The 17,852-nt window shown below is 37.7% G+C and carries 15 protein-coding genes and 2 tRNA genes; 5 read left to right on the top strand and 12 right to left on the bottom strand.

Going from position 1 to position 17,852, the window contains the following annotated elements; translation table 11 throughout:
• Nucleotide 1 precedes the first annotated feature (1 nt).
• From PLK24_RS01885 to PLK24_RS01860, 6 genes are all read right to left on the bottom strand, one after another.
• Nucleotides 2-403, bottom strand: a complete 402-nt coding sequence (locus PLK24_RS01885) for a YlbF/YmcA family competence regulator (RefSeq protein WP_324476044.1) — start codon at nt 401-403, stop codon at nt 2-4.
• Between the two features lie 107 nt (nt 404-510).
• Nucleotides 511-1,530: a LacI family DNA-binding transcriptional regulator gene (locus PLK24_RS01880; RefSeq protein ID WP_324476042.1), complete on the bottom strand. Its 1,020-nt coding sequence runs from the start codon at nt 1,528-1,530 to the stop codon at nt 511-513.
• 96 nt (nt 1,531-1,626) lie between these two features.
• Complete coding sequence (locus PLK24_RS01875; protein WP_324476041.1) at nt 1,627-2,748, bottom strand: uroporphyrinogen decarboxylase family protein; 1,122 nt, start codon at nt 2,746-2,748, stop codon at nt 1,627-1,629.
• Nucleotides 2,749-3,144: 396 nt separating this feature from the next.
• Nucleotides 3,145-4,029, bottom strand: coding sequence for a carbohydrate ABC transporter permease (locus PLK24_RS01870; protein WP_324476040.1), 885 nt, complete (start codon nt 4,027-4,029; stop codon nt 3,145-3,147).
• Entirely contained in the window at nt 4,029-4,958 is a 930-nt protein-coding gene (locus PLK24_RS01865) for a carbohydrate ABC transporter permease (protein ID WP_324476039.1), read from the bottom strand. The genes PLK24_RS01870 and PLK24_RS01865 overlap by 1 nt, the downstream gene beginning before the upstream one ends.
• Nucleotides 4,959-5,017: 59 nt before the next feature.
• Nucleotides 5,018-6,340 carry an ABC transporter substrate-binding protein gene (locus tag PLK24_RS01860; protein WP_324476038.1) on the bottom strand — a complete coding sequence of 441 codons (1,323 nt, stop codon included), beginning with the start codon at nt 6,338-6,340 and terminating at the stop codon, nt 5,018-5,020.
• Nucleotides 6,341-6,698: 358 nt separating this feature from the next.
• Between PLK24_RS01860 and PLK24_RS01855 the strand changes: the two genes are divergently transcribed.
• The gene (locus PLK24_RS01855; RefSeq protein ID WP_324476037.1) at nt 6,699-8,114 is read left to right on the top strand and encodes an L-fucose/L-arabinose isomerase family protein; all 1,416 of its coding nucleotides are present in this window, start codon (nt 6,699-6,701) and stop codon (nt 8,112-8,114) included.
• A 74-nt stretch (nt 8,115-8,188) separates the two neighbouring features.
• Here PLK24_RS01855 and PLK24_RS01850 read toward each other — a convergent pair whose 3' ends face one another.
• From PLK24_RS01850 to PLK24_RS01830, 5 genes are all read right to left on the bottom strand, one after another.
• The gene (locus PLK24_RS01850; RefSeq protein WP_324476036.1) at nt 8,189-9,391 is read right to left on the bottom strand and encodes a hypothetical protein; all 1,203 of its coding nucleotides are present in this window, start codon (nt 9,389-9,391) and stop codon (nt 8,189-8,191) included.
• A gap of 139 nt (nt 9,392-9,530) precedes the next feature.
• Nucleotides 9,531-10,532: a LacI family DNA-binding transcriptional regulator gene (locus tag PLK24_RS01845; RefSeq protein WP_324476035.1), complete on the bottom strand. Its 1,002-nt coding sequence runs from the start codon at nt 10,530-10,532 to the stop codon at nt 9,531-9,533.
• Nucleotides 10,533-10,661: 129 nt separating this feature from the next.
• Nucleotides 10,662-11,621, bottom strand: a complete 960-nt coding sequence (locus PLK24_RS01840; protein WP_324476034.1) for a substrate-binding domain-containing protein — start codon at nt 11,619-11,621, stop codon at nt 10,662-10,664.
• A 145-nt stretch (nt 11,622-11,766) separates the two neighbouring features.
• Complete coding sequence (locus PLK24_RS01835) at nt 11,767-12,747, bottom strand: ABC transporter permease (RefSeq protein WP_324476033.1); 981 nt, start codon at nt 12,745-12,747, stop codon at nt 11,767-11,769.
• Complete coding sequence (locus PLK24_RS01830; protein ID WP_324476032.1) at nt 12,731-14,260, bottom strand: sugar ABC transporter ATP-binding protein; 1,530 nt, start codon at nt 14,258-14,260, stop codon at nt 12,731-12,733. Before PLK24_RS01830 ends, PLK24_RS01835 begins: the two co-directional genes overlap by 17 nt.
• A gap of 224 nt (nt 14,261-14,484) precedes the next feature.
• Between PLK24_RS01830 and PLK24_RS01825 the strand changes: the two genes are divergently transcribed.
• The 4 genes from PLK24_RS01825 to PLK24_RS01810 all read left to right on the top strand — a co-directional run bounded on the left by PLK24_RS01825 (nt 14,485) and on the right by PLK24_RS01810 (nt 17,300).
• Nucleotides 14,485-14,573: transfer RNA gene (locus PLK24_RS01825), tRNA-Leu, on the top strand.
• Between the two features lie 3 nt (nt 14,574-14,576).
• Nucleotides 14,577-14,651: transfer RNA gene (locus PLK24_RS01820), tRNA-Val, on the top strand.
• Nucleotides 14,652-14,834: 183 nt separating this feature from the next.
• A complete protein-coding gene (locus tag PLK24_RS01815; protein WP_324476031.1) occupies nt 14,835-15,203 on the top strand; it encodes a Na-translocating system protein MpsC family protein in 369 nt (122 codons plus the stop codon).
• 327 nt (nt 15,204-15,530) lie between these two features.
• Nucleotides 15,531-17,300: a hypothetical protein gene (locus PLK24_RS01810; RefSeq protein WP_324476030.1), complete on the top strand. Its 1,770-nt coding sequence runs from the start codon at nt 15,531-15,533 to the stop codon at nt 17,298-17,300.
• Nucleotides 17,301-17,311: 11 nt separating this feature from the next.
• Here the strand turns inward: PLK24_RS01810 and PLK24_RS01805 are convergent, their stop codons facing one another.
• Complete coding sequence (locus tag PLK24_RS01805; protein WP_324476029.1) at nt 17,312-17,572, bottom strand: type II toxin-antitoxin system HicB family antitoxin; 261 nt, start codon at nt 17,570-17,572, stop codon at nt 17,312-17,314.
• Nucleotides 17,573-17,852 lie beyond the last annotated feature (280 nt).

Here is a 17,852-nt window from a genome sequence, read left to right as displayed (position 1 = left end):
TTTATTCCCAAACCTCCTCCTCATCGTCATCATCACGATGCATAACCGATAATGCAAAATCAAATCCAATGAGCGAAGTAATTTCAGAATTTAAAGCCTGGGTTAGTTGAAATAAACTTTTCTCTGCCTCTAAATAGGAATGAATGAGCTGGTTATTTTTTGATTTTTCATGTAAATTATTAAGCTCGGTAAAGTCGCTTTCTTCTATATCACGTTCTAAGGATATTTCCAACAATCGTTCTTGTTCATCCCTTAATAAATCCATAATTGAAGAGGCAACTTCATTTCCAAGAATCGCTGAATGGGTAATCTGGAATTGTTTATAAACGGTTGTTTGCATTATCTCTTCTGCAAATTTCCTTGATGCATTTCTTAAATCTTCGCTCAAAAGTTTTGAACTCATTTTTTAGCCTCCCTGAATAGGTTATAAAATCACAAAATGAAAGGAAAACAATAGATGTTGGGCTATTGTAACACATTGAACCAAAGAATTTTTTTAAAAAAGAAAGGTTATTGGATACAACCACATGATTTTCGAATAATAATTTCTGGTTTTAAAACTACTATCCTTTTTTCTCTTATCTTTTCTCCAGAAATTCTTTGAAGCAGGAATTCTGTAGCCATACTTCCCATGGTGTAAGCCGGTTGTTTAGCAACTGTTAGAAAAGGACAGGTATAGGAAGCCATCTCAAGATCGTCAAAAGTAACTAAAGACAAATCTCCAGGAATTTCAATATCCATCTCTCGTGCGGCGCGAATAATTCCTATAGCAATAAAATTATTACCGGCAAAAACAGCGGTAGGTTTTATATCAGAATATTGTAAAAACTTTAATGCTATCTGATAACCAAAATTCTCTTTAAATTCTCCAGAAATAATCCACTCAGGATTTTCTTTAATATTATAATCTCGAAGAGCTCGAAGATATCCCCTTACCCGATCTTGGCTCGTTGATAAAACCGGTGGCCCTGAAATAATTGCTATTTTTTGGTGATGATGAACTTCAATAAGATGTTTGGTTAAAAGAAAAGCCCCTTCCTCGCTATCTCCAACAACACTATCCCACCCATTATTTCCAGGAAAGGCACGATCAACAAGAACCAAAGGGAGATTACGATTTCTAATATCACCCAAATTATTTCCTGAACCACAGCTGGCAATGATAATCCCATCTACTCGTCGCTGGAGCATAAGATTGACATATTGCTTTTCCTTTTCAATATTTTCATCAGTATTACAAAATATTGTATTAAAACCTTTCTGAGAAGCAGTATCTTCAACTCCCCTCGCCACAGTAGTAAAAAAAGGATTCGTGATATCAGAAATGATAAGAGCTATAGTGTTGGTTTGTTTTTTAACCAGGCTTCTGGCTAAAAAATTGGGAGAATAATTCATTTCTTCGGCAATTTTATGAATCTTTTTTCGGGTTTCTTCTTTCACTAAATTTTGATTATTAAGCGCCCGAGAAACCGTTGCCGGGGAAACTCCTGCTCTTTTGGCTATATCGTATATAGTCGACAATGAAATCACCACAACATTCCATTAGAATCTTTAACAAATTGAAATATTCCTTAATTTTAAGGATTATAGCAATTTTACAGTCTGATTTTTGTTCTTCGCTCATTATTATTTAATGGGATAAGTCCCTTTTTGTTTGAGCAAGTTAATCATTCGATCATACCATCGGGGGTTCACGTTTCCTGCTACTGAATGATCTGAGGCCGGCAAATATCCTCCACCTTTGGCCGCATTTAATTTATAAAGAACTTCCTTCTCAATATCCTCCCAATTGCCTTCTCCAAGTAACCGAGTATCCAACCCACCATAAAAGGCAATTCTGTCTCCATATTTTTGTTTCAGCTCAACTGGATCCATTCCTGCCTTCGCTTCTAAAGGATTATAAACATCAACCCCGGTTTCAATCAAATCTTCAAAAATAGCCAGGCTTTTCCCACAACCATGATATACTGTTATAACCCCTTGAGAATGGATATAATCGCATAATCTTTTAACACATGGAAAAAATATTTCCCTCCAAAGAGAAGGGGAAATGAACATCCCTTTATCGTAAGCAACATCACCCCATATAAACATTCCTTGAGGGCGTGTCAACTCAATTTGACGTTCGGCAATTCCTAACATAAAATCGGTGCAACGATTGGCAAATTCTTTAACTTTTTCCGGAAACAAGGCAAGATCCATCAGTAATCCTTCGGTTCCTCTAATACGCCACATCGTTTCGTAGGGCTCACAAATGGAGCCAAATAAACAGAATTCATTCCAATTCGCTTCGACTGCTTCCATATAACTATTCAATTGACCAAACGAGTCACCACAATTGATAATGTCACAGCGTTTTTCAAAATAACGTCTTTCATCTCTCGGATCCTCAAAAACATACTTAGCAAAATCTTGAACGTTTTTCACTTCAAAATCTATAAACATTGGCATGGGATAATTAAATACTTTTTTAACCACACATCCAAAACCACTTTTAAAAAGAACGTATTCAGAGTTTTGCTCAATAACTTTACAACTCTCTACCTTCGGATCCATATTTGGAGAGATGACTTTTAGATCTAAATCGTAATATTTATAAATATCGGTATCAGGTGGTAAATCAAATTCTTGGAGCCAATTTTGGTAAAAGCTCGACCAGTAAAAATCACTCAATGGGACCCGATCGGGTTCTTCTCTTAATTTTAATGCAGTCACAACCCTCTTTATTTTCTCCTCAGCCTTCTTCATTTTTTGTCCTCCTTAAAATTTTCTTTCCTATTAAGGCAGTAATGAGAAATTTTCGCCCTCATCTTTACCTTTTCCCAACAAGGGAGTAGGAACTTTGAGTCGTCCTTTCAAGAAGCTCAACGATAGATATGGTGCCTTAATGACGTAATATTATCCAACGGCTCAACTTTTTGAGACGGCAAAAGCCTCACCTGGCACCAAAGGTGTCTCCTGAGTGATGATTTCCCTGTAGGAAGGTCTCATCTTTTTGGTCTTCATTATTTTGTCTGCTCTCTAGTTCGCCTTATTGCCTATTTGTTATTAACCTCTCTCATCCGCAAGAGAAGAAGAATGAGAGAGGTTTAAGATGAGGAGGAATGCGCAAACAATCCCGAATAAACAAAAAAGTTTGACCTATTATTTAATTGCTCCAAAAGTTAATCCTTTGATGAGTTGTTTCTGGGTAAGCAATACAAAAAAGATGGCTGGGATCAGCATAATCACCGACATGGCACACATTCCTCTCCAATCAATGGTAAACTCCTGAGTAAAATCATATAAGCCAACTGGAAAGGTTTTAGAGAGTGGTGTTCGGGTAATAACACTGGCAATTTGGAATTCATTCCAGGAAGTTAAAAAAGCAAATATTCCACTGGCGGCCAGTCCAGGAAGAGCAAGAGGAAGGTCAATACGCAGGAAGGCTTGCCAACGAGAACATCCATCTATCTGCGCTGCTTCATCGAGCGTGGAAGGAATATCTTTAAAAAATCCCTGCATCAACCAAGTTGTAAAAGGAATGGTCATGGCTGTATAAACAAGAATAAGGCCTGAAATTCGATCCAACAAACCCGTACGAGCAAAAATTACAAACAAAGGTAAGCTCACCGAAATACCTGGTATTGAGCGGGCTAACATCATACCTATAAAAAGTTGATTCCCACCCTTAAATCGAAAACGAGCAAAACTATACCCAGCAAAAGTTCCTGTTACCAAGGCTAAAAACGTGCTAAAAATTGAAGTCAAGAGAGAGTTTTTGAGATAACTATAAAAGGGAATTGACTTTTCAGTATGACTTGCCCCTAATAACTGAGCAAAAGTCTCAATACTTAAACGAGAAGGAATATAGACCGGTGGCCGAGCATTCACCTCAACTTCAGGTCGCATAGCAGTCATAATAATCCATAATACCGGAAGAAAAAAAATCAATACGAGAAAATATACTAAAAGATTATAAAATTCCTGCTTTATTTTCCTTTGTCTTTTTGAAACTGGACGAATATTGATTCCTTGGCGATCCAACATTAATAGACCTCCTGAAGGCTTTTTGATAATTGTCTGAATAAGTAGATAACGAAAGCAAACGAAACAGCTACCGTAATAAAAGACATCGCAGTTCCCATTCCAAATCTATTGTTGGTTATGGCTAAACGATGGGTATAGGTCCAAATCATTTCCGATCGATTGGCTGGTCCACCTCCGGTCATAATTCGGACCAAATCATAAGCCCTCCCAAGATCGAGGGAGCGAATAACCATGGCAATATAGATAAATGGGCTTATCAAAGGAAGGGTTATATAGCGGAACTGCTGCCAACCACTTGCTCCATCTACCGAAGCCGCCTCGAAAGGCTCAGTTGGTAAGCTCACTAATCCAGCTAGAAAAATAATAACCATAAATGGGGTGCTCATCCAAATTTCAGCAATGAGAATAGCCAACAGATTCATTGGATAATGAATGAGCCAGGGAATAATTTGATAGTCTCCAGTCAGTGAATACAAAAGATTATTGACTAAACCTACTTGATCATTAAAAAACCACTTAAATTGAAATCCGACCAAAACTGGGGCAAACATCATGGGAGCCATAATAGCAGTACGAATGACTCCTTGTCCCCGGGTTACTTTAAACATCAGTTGAGCAATAAAAAGTCCCAAAATAAATTCAACATTAACCGCTAAAGTCATGAATAGAATAGTATTCCAAAAAGCTCGCCAAAATATTTCGTCCTGAAAAAGTCGGATATAGTTTCGAAAACCAATAAACTGAGTCGACGCTGGTTTTAATAAATTCATATTGGTTAAACTTAAAGAAAAGGAATATATCATGGGGACAACTATTAACACAGCAACAACGGCAAGAGCTGGAATTATCATAAACCAAGATAAATAACGGTCGTTTTTTGATGATTTTTTTAAATCTTTTTTTAACCTAAGGTTCATTTCCTGATTCATTAAAGCCGGACACCCCCTTTAAAAACTAAAAACGGGGGGTACCCCCCCGTTTTTATAAATCAGTCATAGTAGCCGGCTTCTTCCATAATCAATTCAACTTCTTTTGCAGCTTGATTAAGACCCTCTTCAACTTCTACATCACCCAACATAATGGCTTGGAGCTTGGGATATAAGACATTTGAGATGGGAATCCATTCAGCAACAATCGGAGGAGGTGTGAAGTCTTCGTTAATCTGAATCTGCATTATCTCAAAACGTTTCTTAATGAGTGGATCGGTTGATTTTTCTGCTTCTTGAATAAGAGTTTCAAAAACTGAGTTTCGAACTGGAATATATCCAATCTGGGCTTCGAATAACTGTGGTTCATAACTGGTGATAAACTTTATAAAGGCAACCGCTGCCTCTTTGTTTTTACTTGATTTAGTTACTGAAAAGCAATGGGCTCCTGCCCAACCACCGTGGATACCAGCATCACCTTTCGGTTGACGACTAATATCGAACTTCCCTGCCACCTTAGAAGCTTCGGGATTTTGAAAATAAGAATACCAGCCATACCATTCAGTGTACATAGCGATATTTCCATTGGCAAATGTACCAGCAACATCATCCCACAAAAAGTTAACCATACCAGGCGGCATGGCTCCCGCTTGATAAAGATCTCGAAGCATGGTTGCAACTTTGATACCTTCTGGGCTATTAAAAGCAGGTTTATAATTTTCATCGATAATCTTCCCGCCATGAGACATTAAAATATCCCAAAAGCGACCGGATAAAGCCTCTTCCTTCCCGGCAAACTGAGTCCCATAGATTTCAGGAGGTTTGGAGAGGAAGAGAGCAATTTCTTTGAATTCATCCCAAGTTTCGGGGACTTTTAATTCTTTGCCATATTTTTCTTGAAATGCTTTCTTATTTTCCGGATCGTTTAACAAATCCGTCCGGTAATGAAGGGTACTAACATCACCATGTCGCGGAATTTGCCAGATGTGTCCATCTTTTTGGCAGTATTGGAGGACTTTCTGAGAAAAATCGCTGAGTTCTTCTTGGGTAAAGTAGCCCTCTAAAGGTTCCAAGAAATCCAGGTATTGTGAAAAGAAGCTGGTATGATCCCAGCAAACGTCATAGTCAACAGTACCAGCGGCAAAATCAATTTTCATCTTTTTATCAATGTCAAAACCGTTCCCTTTATAGACAATTTCAACTTTGGCGCCGGTTAATTCTTCAAACTCAGGGATAAATTTCTCGTAAATTTTTTCGTAGTCTCCCCCACCAATAAAACAAGCCTTAATCGTCGTCCCATCAAATCGTCCTAATTCAAAACCGAATACTGTACTGGTCGACAAAACCAAAAGTAAAACCATCCCCACAAAAAGTAACCTCTTCAAGGTTTTTCCCTCCCTTATACAAATTATAAATCTTTCCTAACCTTTTAAAGACCAATCTCTGAATAAAACTCCTATCACCACCTTTCTAAAAATTGTAACCGATTTCATCTTATCATTGCCCTGCATTAATTGTCAACAAGTCCAAAACGCCTTCTAAACCGTGGTTCAATTATATATATATCATTTAAAAATATTTGAGATTTAACTCTTTAAAAAAGGCATTTTAACCTTGTGATAGAGAATTTTATTAAAAACCTTTTTTTATTATAAGAGTTTGAAATTTGACATTTAGGAGGTAAAAGCGATAATATTGATGAAATCGGTTGCTTTTTACATCTTGAATAAAGGAGGAATAGTTATGAGTAAAATTGGTGTCATTACTTTTTCCGATGGTCGCCCTCATGTTCACCAGGAATTATTAGCAATGAATTTAAAATTCCAGGAGAACTTGGTAAAAAAACTTCAACAAGAAGGCCATGAAGTCATTATTGCCGATGAGCCTCCTTGGACCAATCAGCTGGCAGTTTCAGCCGGGAAAAAAATGCAGCTTGCTGGAGTTGATTGTACAATTTTTAATTATGCCATTTGGGCTTGGCCTCATTTTACCGTTTTAGCAGCTCAGTTTGCTCCTGGTCCCTTTCTCTGCCTATCAAATATTAATCCTGGATATCCAGGTTTAGTCGGTATGATGGCCAGCTCTGGTGCATTGGACAATGTTGGCATTCCTTATACCCGGGTTTCAGGTGATTTAAACCAGGAATCAACCTTTAAAAAGGTAAACTGTTTTATCAAAGCTGCTACCTGTTTAAAACAAATTCGTGGTGAAACCTTTGGGTGTTTTGGAGGACGTCCAATGGGAATGTATACTGCTACCTCCGGAACCGATTCTTGGATGAAAGTATTCGGAATTGATACCGAACATATCGATCAATGGGAAATAGTTCGGCGTTCAGAATTCTTGCTGGCTCAAAACCCGAAAAAAATTGAACAAGCCTTCCAATGGTGTGAAAAAAATATCGGCTCGATTCAATATGATGGGAAACAATTAACCCCAGAAATTTTAAAAAAGCAAATCGCTTCCTATTATGCAGTTAAAGAATTATGTCAAGAAATGCATTTAGATTTTTGTGGAATCAAGGGTCAACCTGAGCTCACTAATAATTTTTGTACTATGGATGTCGCTGAAGCTTTTATGAATGACCCCTATGATTTCGATGGACCCAAAGAACCTATAGTATGCTCTACCGAAGCAGATATGGACGCAGCTTTAACCATGGAGATCTTTAAAAAATTGGCCAAAACCCCGGTTCTATTTGCCGATGTTCGTCATTGGCATGATGATTATAAAATTCTGGACTTGTGTAACTCTGGTGAGCACGCCACCTACTTTGCTGGAGCCAGCTTCGATTATCGCGATAATCTTCCTCGAGTTTCATTGCTTCCTGAAAGTTTCTATTTCCAAGCTGGTGGTGCTGCGGTTCACCATCTTGCCCATCCAGGAAAAGTCACCCTGGCTCGATTAGGAAGAAAAAATGGAAATTACTGGATGGCCATTTTAACTGGGGAGTTTCTCCAGTTTGATAAAAAAACCAACCAAGAAATCATGGCTCGAACTCAAGCTGAATGGCCTCATGCATTTTGTAAACTTGATACGAGTATTGAGCGTTTTATTGAAAAGTTTCCCTGCAACCACATCCATGGAGTATATGGTCATTATGTTGAAGAGCTCAAAATGGTTTGTGAGTTTCTTGGTATTCAATGGGAAATCATTTAGCTCAAATCTATATTTTTTAAAAAAGAGCGGGTTCAATAAAAAATCCCGCTCTTTTTTAAAAATTGATACCAACCTTACAATTCCGGCCCAAAGTGTTTTAGTATTACCAGCATACCATTTTCACTTTGATTGGTAATGGTTATTCCTTCCCGGGCAGCCTTTTGGGTTACAAACAATTCGTCGCTGGTCATTTCTCCAAAACGAATTAAGCTTGGAGCATCGATAGATAACGATCCAAACTGACCATGACCCTCAATGGTAATTAAACCATAAGCCCCTTCATCTTTGATGGTAACCGTTTTTCCGGGAAACACTCTTAACTCTTTAGCTGAGAAATCGCTGGATTTATAAGATATCCAATATTCCTCATAACCTTCAGATTTCATTTCTTCCACTGGTTTGACTAGCTTGGGTTCGGCAAATCGGTTTTGATAAAAATCTGGATCAACATTCAAATCCCAATTTATCAAGCTAACGATATAATCAAGATCATTCTTATGCTCTTCGGGAACATTTTTTGTCAATAACTCCCAGGGTGTTGGAACGTCCCATACCAATGATTGGAACATAGCAAAAACATCCGAACTTCTCTGGGGTTCATAGGTTAACAAAGAGCCAGGCGCATGAAGAACACCAGGGGGGACATCCCACCCAGTTCCAGGTTTAAGTTTATATGCCCGAGACAAATACAAAATTCCATTATCACCTTTATTCCAATTTTCTAAACATTTCCTTATATCATCCTTAGTGGTTCCAGGAGTAAGACCGAAAAAAGTATAAGGGAACCAGCCACCGTGGTTATTCAGCTGGGCTGGAAAATAGTATGACTCTGGTTTCCCCATCGCTCCAACATTAGCGGCTGCCTCATCATCATGATGAAGATGATGAGGGAGGGGTTCCATATTATCAAAAAACTTACTAAACATTAACCAGCCACCATATTTCTTCATAACATCGGTCCCTAAGATATCATTCCCCATGATATCAATTGCTTCTTTAAGAAGAACTTTTTCTTCTTTACGTCCATCTTTAAAATAAATATAGCTTAAACCCTCATCCGGAAGCGTTTCTGGTCCATTATCTGCTTTGGTTGTCGAAGCAAACCAACGTTCGTCAATACCGCCTCGATGAGCTCCAAAAGCATAGTAATCATCAGGGTGAAGTTTTAAACGCTTACCTGGAATACAAAATGAGCGAGGAACCCAATTGGGAAATAATCGAAAGATTCCCTTCCCTTGCTCCAAAGCTTTTTCTACAACTTTTGATGAATTCGTCATAACATTCCCTCTTTTCTATGGTTTCCTTTTTTTGATTATCATCAAAATATTTACCATAAAATCATATCCTTATTCCATGGGGATAATCATTTTTCCCCAATTTAATCCTCATTAACTGATCGCAGCCCACCTATTATAATTATTTGAAAGGACGAGTTGATTCACGGATTATTAAGCTTGGTTCCAAAACAATCCGATTGAGAGTAATTTCTTTCTTGTGTATATGATTCAAGATAATTTGAACTGCCCTTTGACACATTTCCTGAAATGGTTGGATAATGGTGGTTAGCGATGGAGTAACCATTTCCGAAGAGCTGATATTATCCATCCCAATTAAGGAAATATCTTCAGGTACACGGATGTGATTTTGGTTGAGCTCTTTGAGGGCTCCAATTGCCATCATATCATTTTGTGCCCAAATTGCCGTAACTTTAATACCATCATTTAAAAATTTCTTAATAGCGTAAATCCCCGATTCAAATTTGAAATCCCCTTCATAGATAAAATCCGGGGGTAAAAGAACTCCATTTTCAGAAAGAATAGTTTTAAAGCCTTTTAATCGCTCTCGACAAAGAGCAATATTTAATGGACCAGTAATACAAGCAATTTTTTTATGGTTTAAACTGATCAAATGAGAACCAGCCAAAATCCCGGCTTGATAGTTATTCAGAACAATACTGGGAATATCTTCCTTTTCTAAAAAACGATCAACAACCACAACCGGAATATTGGTTTTCTCAAGAATATTAAAAACCCGGCTCTGATCAGAAACTCGAGAAAAAATAATTCCATCGACATTTCTTCGAATCAAACTATCAATAAACCGCTCTTCTTTTTCTGGATCTTCTTGAGTATTTCCTAAAATCAAATCGAATCCGTGATCAACAATTTGTTCCTCTACATAATGAATAAAATTGACAAAAGTTTGATGGATAATTTCAGGAACGACCAAACCAATGATACCTCCACTCCGCATACGAAGACCCTTAGCAAGAAGGTTTGGTTTGTAGTGGAGCTTGCGAATCGCCTTTTCCACTCTCAAGCGAGTTTCATTGTTTACCGGAATGCTTTTATTAATAACCCTGGAAACAGTTGAAACCGAAACTCCAGCAATTTTTGCTACATCTTTCATCGATGACATAGAAGATGACCTAATTTTTGACTTTCTTATTAGAAATTGGTTTTACATTTCAATTATTTAATTATATAAACCCTCTCCTCATAGGGGAGGCCATAAGTTTTACAGCTCCCCTATGAGGAAATGCTTCATCTAAAAGCTTTTTTCTGCTTGATCAAGATTATCTTTAGTGATTACGGCTGGTTCAATTAAAATAACCGAATCTTCCGGGGTTTTACCATCTTTTACGAAATTATAAAGAATTTCAAAACCGGTTGCCGCTTGTTTCCCAGGAAATTGCTCAATGGTTGCATCAAGAATTCCATCACTAATAGATTTCAGTGCATCGGTTAGTGCGTCGAATCCAATCGTAACCACTTCTTGGACGTTGAATTTGGCACTGGCTTGTAAAGCTTCAAGAGCGCCGAGAATCATTTCATCGTTTGCTCCAAATACTGCATCAATTTCCGGACTGCTCATAATAAAATCTTCCATAACTTGCATGCCATCATCTCGACGGAAATTAGCAGTCTGAGTCTTTACTGTTATATTTGGATATTGCTTCATAACATCCTGGAATCCAGAACTACGATCAATTGCCGGACCAGCACCTGGAGTACCATAAAGCTCAATCACGGTTCCTTTGGATTCGCCAAATTTTTTATTCAATTCGGCAACAATAAATTCGGCGGCTTTCTTTCCACCAGTATAGTTGTCTGCGCCCACATGGGCAAGAACCTGTACAGGAACTCCCTCTTTCAATCTGCGATCCACGGTCACCACGGGAATATTAGCTTTATTGAGTGCTTCAACACCAGGAACAACTGCTTCGACTTCGATTGGAACCAATAATACTCCATTCACTTTTTTAATAACCATATCTTCAATGATTGATATTTGTTTTGAAACCTCATCGTTGGCTTCCAATGATACAACATTCACTCCCAATTGGCTGGCCTTATCTTTCACTGCTTGCTCGAGAAAAGCAAACCAGGCAAAGGAAAGAGATGGGAATGAAAGCCCGATGGTATATTCTTGAGCAAAAGCTAAAGTTCCAAACAAACAACTAAAAGCCAAGATTGCTACAATGAACAATAATCCAATTTTTTTCATTTTTATCCTCCTCTTAGTTTTTTTAAAAAATAAAAAACCTAACTTTTCTTTTTTTATCACCCCCACTTAATTACTAAACTGGTACCGAAAATTTATCTCCTTTCATAGTTGTTAAAAAAGTGCATCGGTTTTGAAAGTTTATTGATTAAACAGTCCGGAAACGGCGCTTCATTCTATCCATAAGGACCGCAAGAATAATAATTGTTCCCTTGACCATCATCTGCCAATAGGGTTGGACTCCTAATAAGTTTAAACCGTTAGAAATAACTCCAATGAGCAATGCTCCAATTAGGGTACCATAAACTCCCCCTTCGCCACCCATCATACTCGTTCCACCGATAACCACTGAGGCAATAACATCTAATTCATAACCCTGCCCTGCTACCAGTTCTCCAGAATTGAGCCTCGACGTGAGGATAAGCGCACTTAACCCTGAGAGGGTGCCAAGAATGGTATAGGTGAGAATTTTTACTCGATCAACCATAATACCCGAAAGCAAAGCTGCCTCTTGATTCCCTCCGATTGCGTAAATATAACGGCCGAAAACCGTTCTCTTAAGCATAATGCCAAAAATGATAACACATCCTAAAAAAAGAATGACCGGGAAAGGAATAGGACCAATCATCCCAGCTCCAATAAAACGGAAAGCGGGACTCATCCCAGAAATTGGTTTCCCCTGAGCGATGAGTAGTGTTGCCCCACGGAAAATACTCATTGACCCCAAAGTAACAATAAAGGGATGTATTCCACCTTTAGTGGAAACATATCCATTAAAATACCCAATACCAGCTCCTACAAGTAAAGGAATAACTAAGCTAAGAAATAAACTTCCGCCCCATTTTACTTGAAAGCCGGCAGCAATAATCCCGGCAAAAGCAACAATAGAACCCACCGATAGATCAATGAGGCCCAATAAAATAACTAATGTCATGCCAACTGCCATAACACCGATGATTGAAACCTGTCGAATAACATTGATGATATTGAGGGGATTAAAAAACACTGGATTAAGAATTCCAAAAATTACACAGACCACAATAAACACTAAGAGGATCCCAATCTTATCCCAAAAAATAAAAAAACGTTCAACTAATCCCTGATTTTTATCTTCAGTCAGAGCGTCCATTTAAATGCCCCCCTCCTATTGCCAGTTTTAAAACTTCTTCTTGGTTCGCATTTTGGCGGGTTAAAGTCCCAGTGACCTTCCCTTCTTTCATAACCAATACCTGATCGCTCATCCCTAAAATTTCTGGTAATTCTGAAGAAACCATCAAGATTGCAGCCCCTCGTTCAATAAGTTTGTTCATTAAGTGATAAATTTCAATCTTAGCTCCAACATCAATACCCCGGGTTGGTTCATCAAATAGGTAAATATCGCATTCCCGAGCAAACCATTTACCCAATACCACTTTTTGTTGATTCCCCCCGGAAAGAAACATGGTTTTTTGATGAAAGGAAGGAGTTTTAATATTCATCATTTGTACCATTTCAGAAGTGATATGATTGAGCTTCGTATCATCAATAAAACCGCGATTGGATATCTTGGTTAAAGAAGGCAATCCAATGTTATCCGTGACCGATAATAACAATACCAAACCTTGGGTTTTTCTTTCTTCAGGAAGAAGTGCAATACCCAAATTAATGGCATCATAGGGAGACTGAATGTTAACTTCATCTCCTTTCACAAAAATCTTTCCACCATCTAAAGGATCTAAGCCATATATGGCACGCAAGAGTTCAGTCCGGCCCGAACCAACCATTCCAGCAATTCCTACGATTTGTCCTTTTTTGAGGGAAAAATTAATATTGTGCAACACTCCTTTTCGTTTTAAATTCTCTACTCGTAAAACCTCATCCTTAGCCTGATGATCCATATGGGGGAATTGTTCAACTAACTTCCGGCCCACCATCATTTTTATCAAATCATCAATCGTTAACGTAGCAGTATTATTGGTTGCAACATGCTTTCCATCTCTTAAAACTGTCACTCGATCGGAGATAGCAAATATTTCGTCGAGATGGTGGGAAATATAAATTATGGTTACTCCCTTCGATTTCAGGAACTTGATAATGCGAAATAGTGTTTCAATTTCTTTTTTAGCCAATGCTGCCGTTGGCTCATCCATTATTAATATTTGAGCGTTGAGAGAAAGTGCTTTTGCAATCTCAACCACCTGTTTTTTTGCCACACCTAAAGTTCCAACTTTAGCATCAATCTCAACATCCACTTCAAGAAAATCAATGAGCTTTTGGGCTTCTTCTCTCATCTTTTTCCAATCAATAAATCCTCGCTCGTTGCGAATGTGGTGACCCATAAAGATGTTCTCAGCGACCGTCAAGGCAGGTATTAAATTCAATTCTTGATAAATAGCTGCAATTCCATTTCGAAGTGCTTCATGAGGATTTTGGTAATCAATTAGTTTCCCCTGAAAAAGAATACTTCCGGATGTTTTTTGGTAAACACCGGTAACAATTTTTATTAAAGTTGACTTCCCCGCCCCATTTTCTCCAACTAAAGCATGAACTTCTCCCTTTAATACATCGAAACTAACACTGTCAAGAGCCAATACACCTGGAAAGCGTTTAGTTACATTTTCAAACTGTAAAATACTGTCGCCATTATTGATTGTCTTATCCATATTCTTTCTCCACTATAAATACTCCTTTAAGTTTTTGAAATCGTTTTCAAAGTAAAATCAAAAAAATATTCTTTTTACTATTCTATATTCTCTTCTTATTTTTATCAATTTCATTTTGACTTTTACTTTCAAATAAAATAAATTGGATTGTTTCTCAAATTTTTATCATCTTTTTCAGTTCTTGACAAGGCTTATGAAATACGCTATTTTATATTTTGCCCTTCGCCGAAGTGGCGGAACTTGGCAGACGCGCTGGATTCAGGTTCCAGTGAGTTTAACGCTCGTGGGGGTTCAAATCCCCCCTTCGGCACCAGATGCGCGATTAACTCAGCGGTAGAGTGCCATCCTCACACGGTGGAAGTCGCTGGTTCGAACCCAGCATCGCGCACCATTTTTTTTAAAGTAAAATCCTCGGTTTGATTTATTTTAAAATAAGTCTTTTCTTTCAATTAACTTATTTGTTGCCGGCCATTCAGTTCAATTTCTAAAAATTAAGAAGTTATTGGATAATTTTACATTCGTTTGAATTATCATTAGTCTTATTTCCTAATATACCTTTAAGATGGAATTCAGGATGAAAAAAAATAGAAGCGATTTGGAAATTCAAATAAGCTCGACTCTTGTCCAGTTTGAAAAAGAATACATGGGAAGAGGTCCGGTTGATATAAAGACCTATCTTTTTGATGATATCGTTTTTATACGTTTGAAAGGTGTGCTCACCAAAGCTGAAACACAATTAGCTTCGGGCGGGAGTAAGGACAACCGCGATTTAATAAAACGGGTCCGCATTGAGCTTTTAGAAAAAGGGAGACCACTTTTGGAAGCTATTATTGAAAATATCCTGAATCGAAAAGTAGTGAGCTTACATACCGATATTAGCACCCGTACTGGTGAGCGGTTGATAATCTTTACTTTAAATGAACCACTGAATGATCTGTTTTAAAATTAACTTGGTGAATATATATCTCCTCCTGTAAATCCCCACAACCTGAGTCTAATTTTTTACCAATTCAACTTTTCCCTTTTTCAAGAAAATTAAAAATATTAATTTTTGCACCTCCTCGTTATTTTCCTTTTTTTTCATAAACATTGACAGTCATTATCAGAATGAGTAAAATAACCACTTAAATCGGTGGAACATTAAGAGTATTGGTGTTTCACATAAAGAATGAAACAGCCGGAAGCCAAAGAGTATTAATGACGATTTGGAAAGGGCTGGGGTTAAGCTATAACTCCAGTCCTTTTTTATTTTAAAAAAAGGAGCAGTAAAATGAAAAGCTTCACCCTTAGGAAGAAAGAAGTGATCATCCATACTGAAGGAGAAATTTGTGGAAACATCCAAGAATTAACTAATAGCCCGATTTTCGAAAGAATAGTTCACGCCTTCATGGACCATCTAAAAAAGCACAATTCCTTGTTGAGTGATTCTTTGTTTCCTCCAGAAGCTGAGCTTTCCTATCGTTCAAAAATACTATCCCTACTGCGTATTTTAACTACATCATCTCTCGAAGAGGTGGTTAAAATACTTCCTGATTATAGTTACTTTTTAGATAAGAAAAATTTACTCCATGAATTTGTGGAAAAGCTCTATAATTTCTGGCGACGCTATGAAAGATATATGATTTGTCATTCTGAATCGGGAATCTATTCCCATGACCAAAAGCCATATCGAACTTTTAACATGACAGTTGAACGTCTTTCCCACTTAGTTCGTGCTGGATATCGTGATATATGTGAGAACATCACTGGTACTCATCCACGAGTTTATCGTCAAGTTGACGCCGGCTGCCAAGCCGGAATTATTGCGGTCCCAAAAATTTGGAATCCTCCTTCCGAAGAATACAGGGAACTCCTTTCGATCCCTTTTATTCGGCAACTAATGATACAACCTCCCTTGCTCCTCGATCCCCCAATGAATAAGCGAACCGGGCATTTCCAAAAAGTTACTCAAAACCTGTTATCCAATATTATGATCGATGAAAAAAAATGGCTTTGTTACCCGGCTCAAGTTGGGAAATTGGTTATCTTTATCTATTTTGAAGAAGGTTTTATGGGTTTGGGTTGCTCTTTGGCCAATCTTTTTGAACTAGCCGATGACGACCAAATCAAAGAAGGACCAGATGCCATTTACCTATACGGGGTTGATCCTGCAATGTTCCCTACTGATATCAATTCTGAAACAGTCTTTTTTGATGATGAACCGAATCAGATTCTGATCGGCTTCGTTCCTGGAAATGACCAATACGGGTATTTTGGCTATCTTAAAAAGATGGTTCTTACCCTCCATAATGTTGTCATGATGAAAAAAGGAATCTTGCCTTTCCATGGTGCGGCTTTCCGTATCACCAATTTGGATAAATCGGTCTTTACAATTGCTATTATTGGAGATACGGCTACGGGTAAATCAGAAACCCTGGAAGCTCTCCGAATCATGGGTAACGGATATATTGCTGATCTAAAAATTATTGCTGATGATATGGGATCATTTGAGATTGACGAAACAAATCATCAAATTCTTTGTTATGGGACCGAGATTGGTGCCTTTGTTCGACTTGATGACTTAGAAAAAGGCTATGCATTTGAGCAAATTGATCGGGCTATCATCATGAGTCCTCAAAAAACCAACGCCCGAGTTATTTTACCAGTAACAACTGTAGATTGTATTTTAAAGGGATTCCCAATCGATTATATTTTCTATGCGAATAACCACGAAGAAATTGATGAGTTTCATCCAGTTATAGAACGCTTTCCAGACATTGAAAAAGCTTTGGAAGTATTCCAGGAAGGGAAGGCAATGTCAAAAGGAACCACCACTTCAGTAGGAATTGTGAATTCTTATTTCGCAAATATTTTTGGGCCTATACAATATTTTGATCTCCATGAAAAAATTGCCCAACGTTATTTTTCTGAATTTTTTAAAGCCAATATCTTCATCGGCCAAATTCGAACCCGATTAGGAATTCCCGGTCAAGAAATGAATGGACCTCAAACCGCTTCCACTGCTCTTATTGAATTAGTTGGTTTAAAAAGTAAGAAATAAATTAAGAGAAATTATTCGGTTTTGATGTATAAAAACTCAAAAACATTGGGTGAAATTTTTTTAGGATTGGTAGTTTGAACAGTGGGATTAAAACGTGCAACTGGCTGAGGTTTATCGGTTTGGTTTAAGAATTGTAGGCGTTCGGCTAATGATTCTTTGAGAAGAACTTTTATTTCTTCTATAGTTTTTGATCGAACCTCGACTTCAACAATATCAGGGAAAAAAGCCCAAAATCCATTCTCTCTTTTTTCTACCACCGCCCAATATCCCATTTTTCATCCCCTCCAATAAATAAAAAAGGTAACTTTTACCAATGAAATTTTTCCACTGGTTAATGATAGATCACTTTCCTGGTAAATTCATGGTTCTATTTATTATACAAAAATTTAATCTTGGTAATGAAGCTCCTTTAATTTTTGGTATCAATAGCTTACATTTATTCCCTAATTCTTTTATATTTAATGGTACAATAATTAAAAAATGTCCTTGATGCGGCTAAAGGAGGTTGCTTTACAATGTTCAAATTTGGTGTTGATACCTTTATCTGGAGTG

Origin of the sequence: Atribacter sp. (assembly GCF_035418125.1) — a bacterium.
Classification (GTDB): Bacteria; Atribacterota; Atribacteria; order Atribacterales; family Atribacteraceae; genus Atribacter; species Atribacter allofermentans.
This window is presented reverse-complemented; position numbering and strand designations above follow the sequence as displayed.

Bases quoted from the DNA above. Each gene is read 5' to 3' on its own strand.
- PLK24_RS01885 (WP_324476044.1), bottom strand. From the start codon at position 403: ATGAGTTCAAAACTTTTGAGCGAAGATTTAAGAAATGCATCAAGGAAA.
- PLK24_RS01875 (WP_324476041.1), bottom strand. From the start codon at position 2,748: ATGAAGAAGGCTGAGGAGAAAATAAAGAGGGTTGTGACTGCATTAAAA.
- PLK24_RS01870 (WP_324476040.1), bottom strand. From the start codon at position 4,029: ATGTTGGATCGCCAAGGAATCAATATTCGTCCAGTTTCAAAAAGACAA.
- PLK24_RS01865 (WP_324476039.1), bottom strand. From the start codon at position 4,958: ATGAATCAGGAAATGAACCTTAGGTTAAAAAAAGATTTAAAAAAATCA.
- PLK24_RS01855 (WP_324476037.1), top strand. From the start codon at position 6,699: ATGAGTAAAATTGGTGTCATTACTTTTTCCGATGGTCGCCCTCATGTT.
- PLK24_RS01850 (WP_324476036.1), bottom strand. From the start codon at position 9,391: ATGACGAATTCATCAAAAGTTGTAGAAAAAGCTTTGGAGCAAGGGAAG.
- PLK24_RS01845 (WP_324476035.1), bottom strand. From the start codon at position 10,532: ATGTCATCGATGAAAGATGTAGCAAAAATTGCTGGAGTTTCGGTTTCA.
- PLK24_RS01840 (WP_324476034.1), bottom strand. From the start codon at position 11,621: ATGAAAAAAATTGGATTATTGTTCATTGTAGCAATCTTGGCTTTTAGT.
- PLK24_RS01835 (WP_324476033.1), bottom strand. From the start codon at position 12,747: ATGGACGCTCTGACTGAAGATAAAAATCAGGGATTAGTTGAACGTTTT.
- PLK24_RS01830 (WP_324476032.1), bottom strand. From the start codon at position 14,260: ATGGATAAGACAATCAATAATGGCGACAGTATTTTACAGTTTGAAAAT.
- PLK24_RS01815 (WP_324476031.1), top strand. From the start codon at position 14,835: ATGAAAAAAAATAGAAGCGATTTGGAAATTCAAATAAGCTCGACTCTT.
- PLK24_RS01810 (WP_324476030.1), top strand. From the start codon at position 15,531: ATGAAAAGCTTCACCCTTAGGAAGAAAGAAGTGATCATCCATACTGAA.
- PLK24_RS01805 (WP_324476029.1), bottom strand. From the start codon at position 17,572: ATGGGATATTGGGCGGTGGTAGAAAAAAGAGAGAATGGATTTTGGGCT.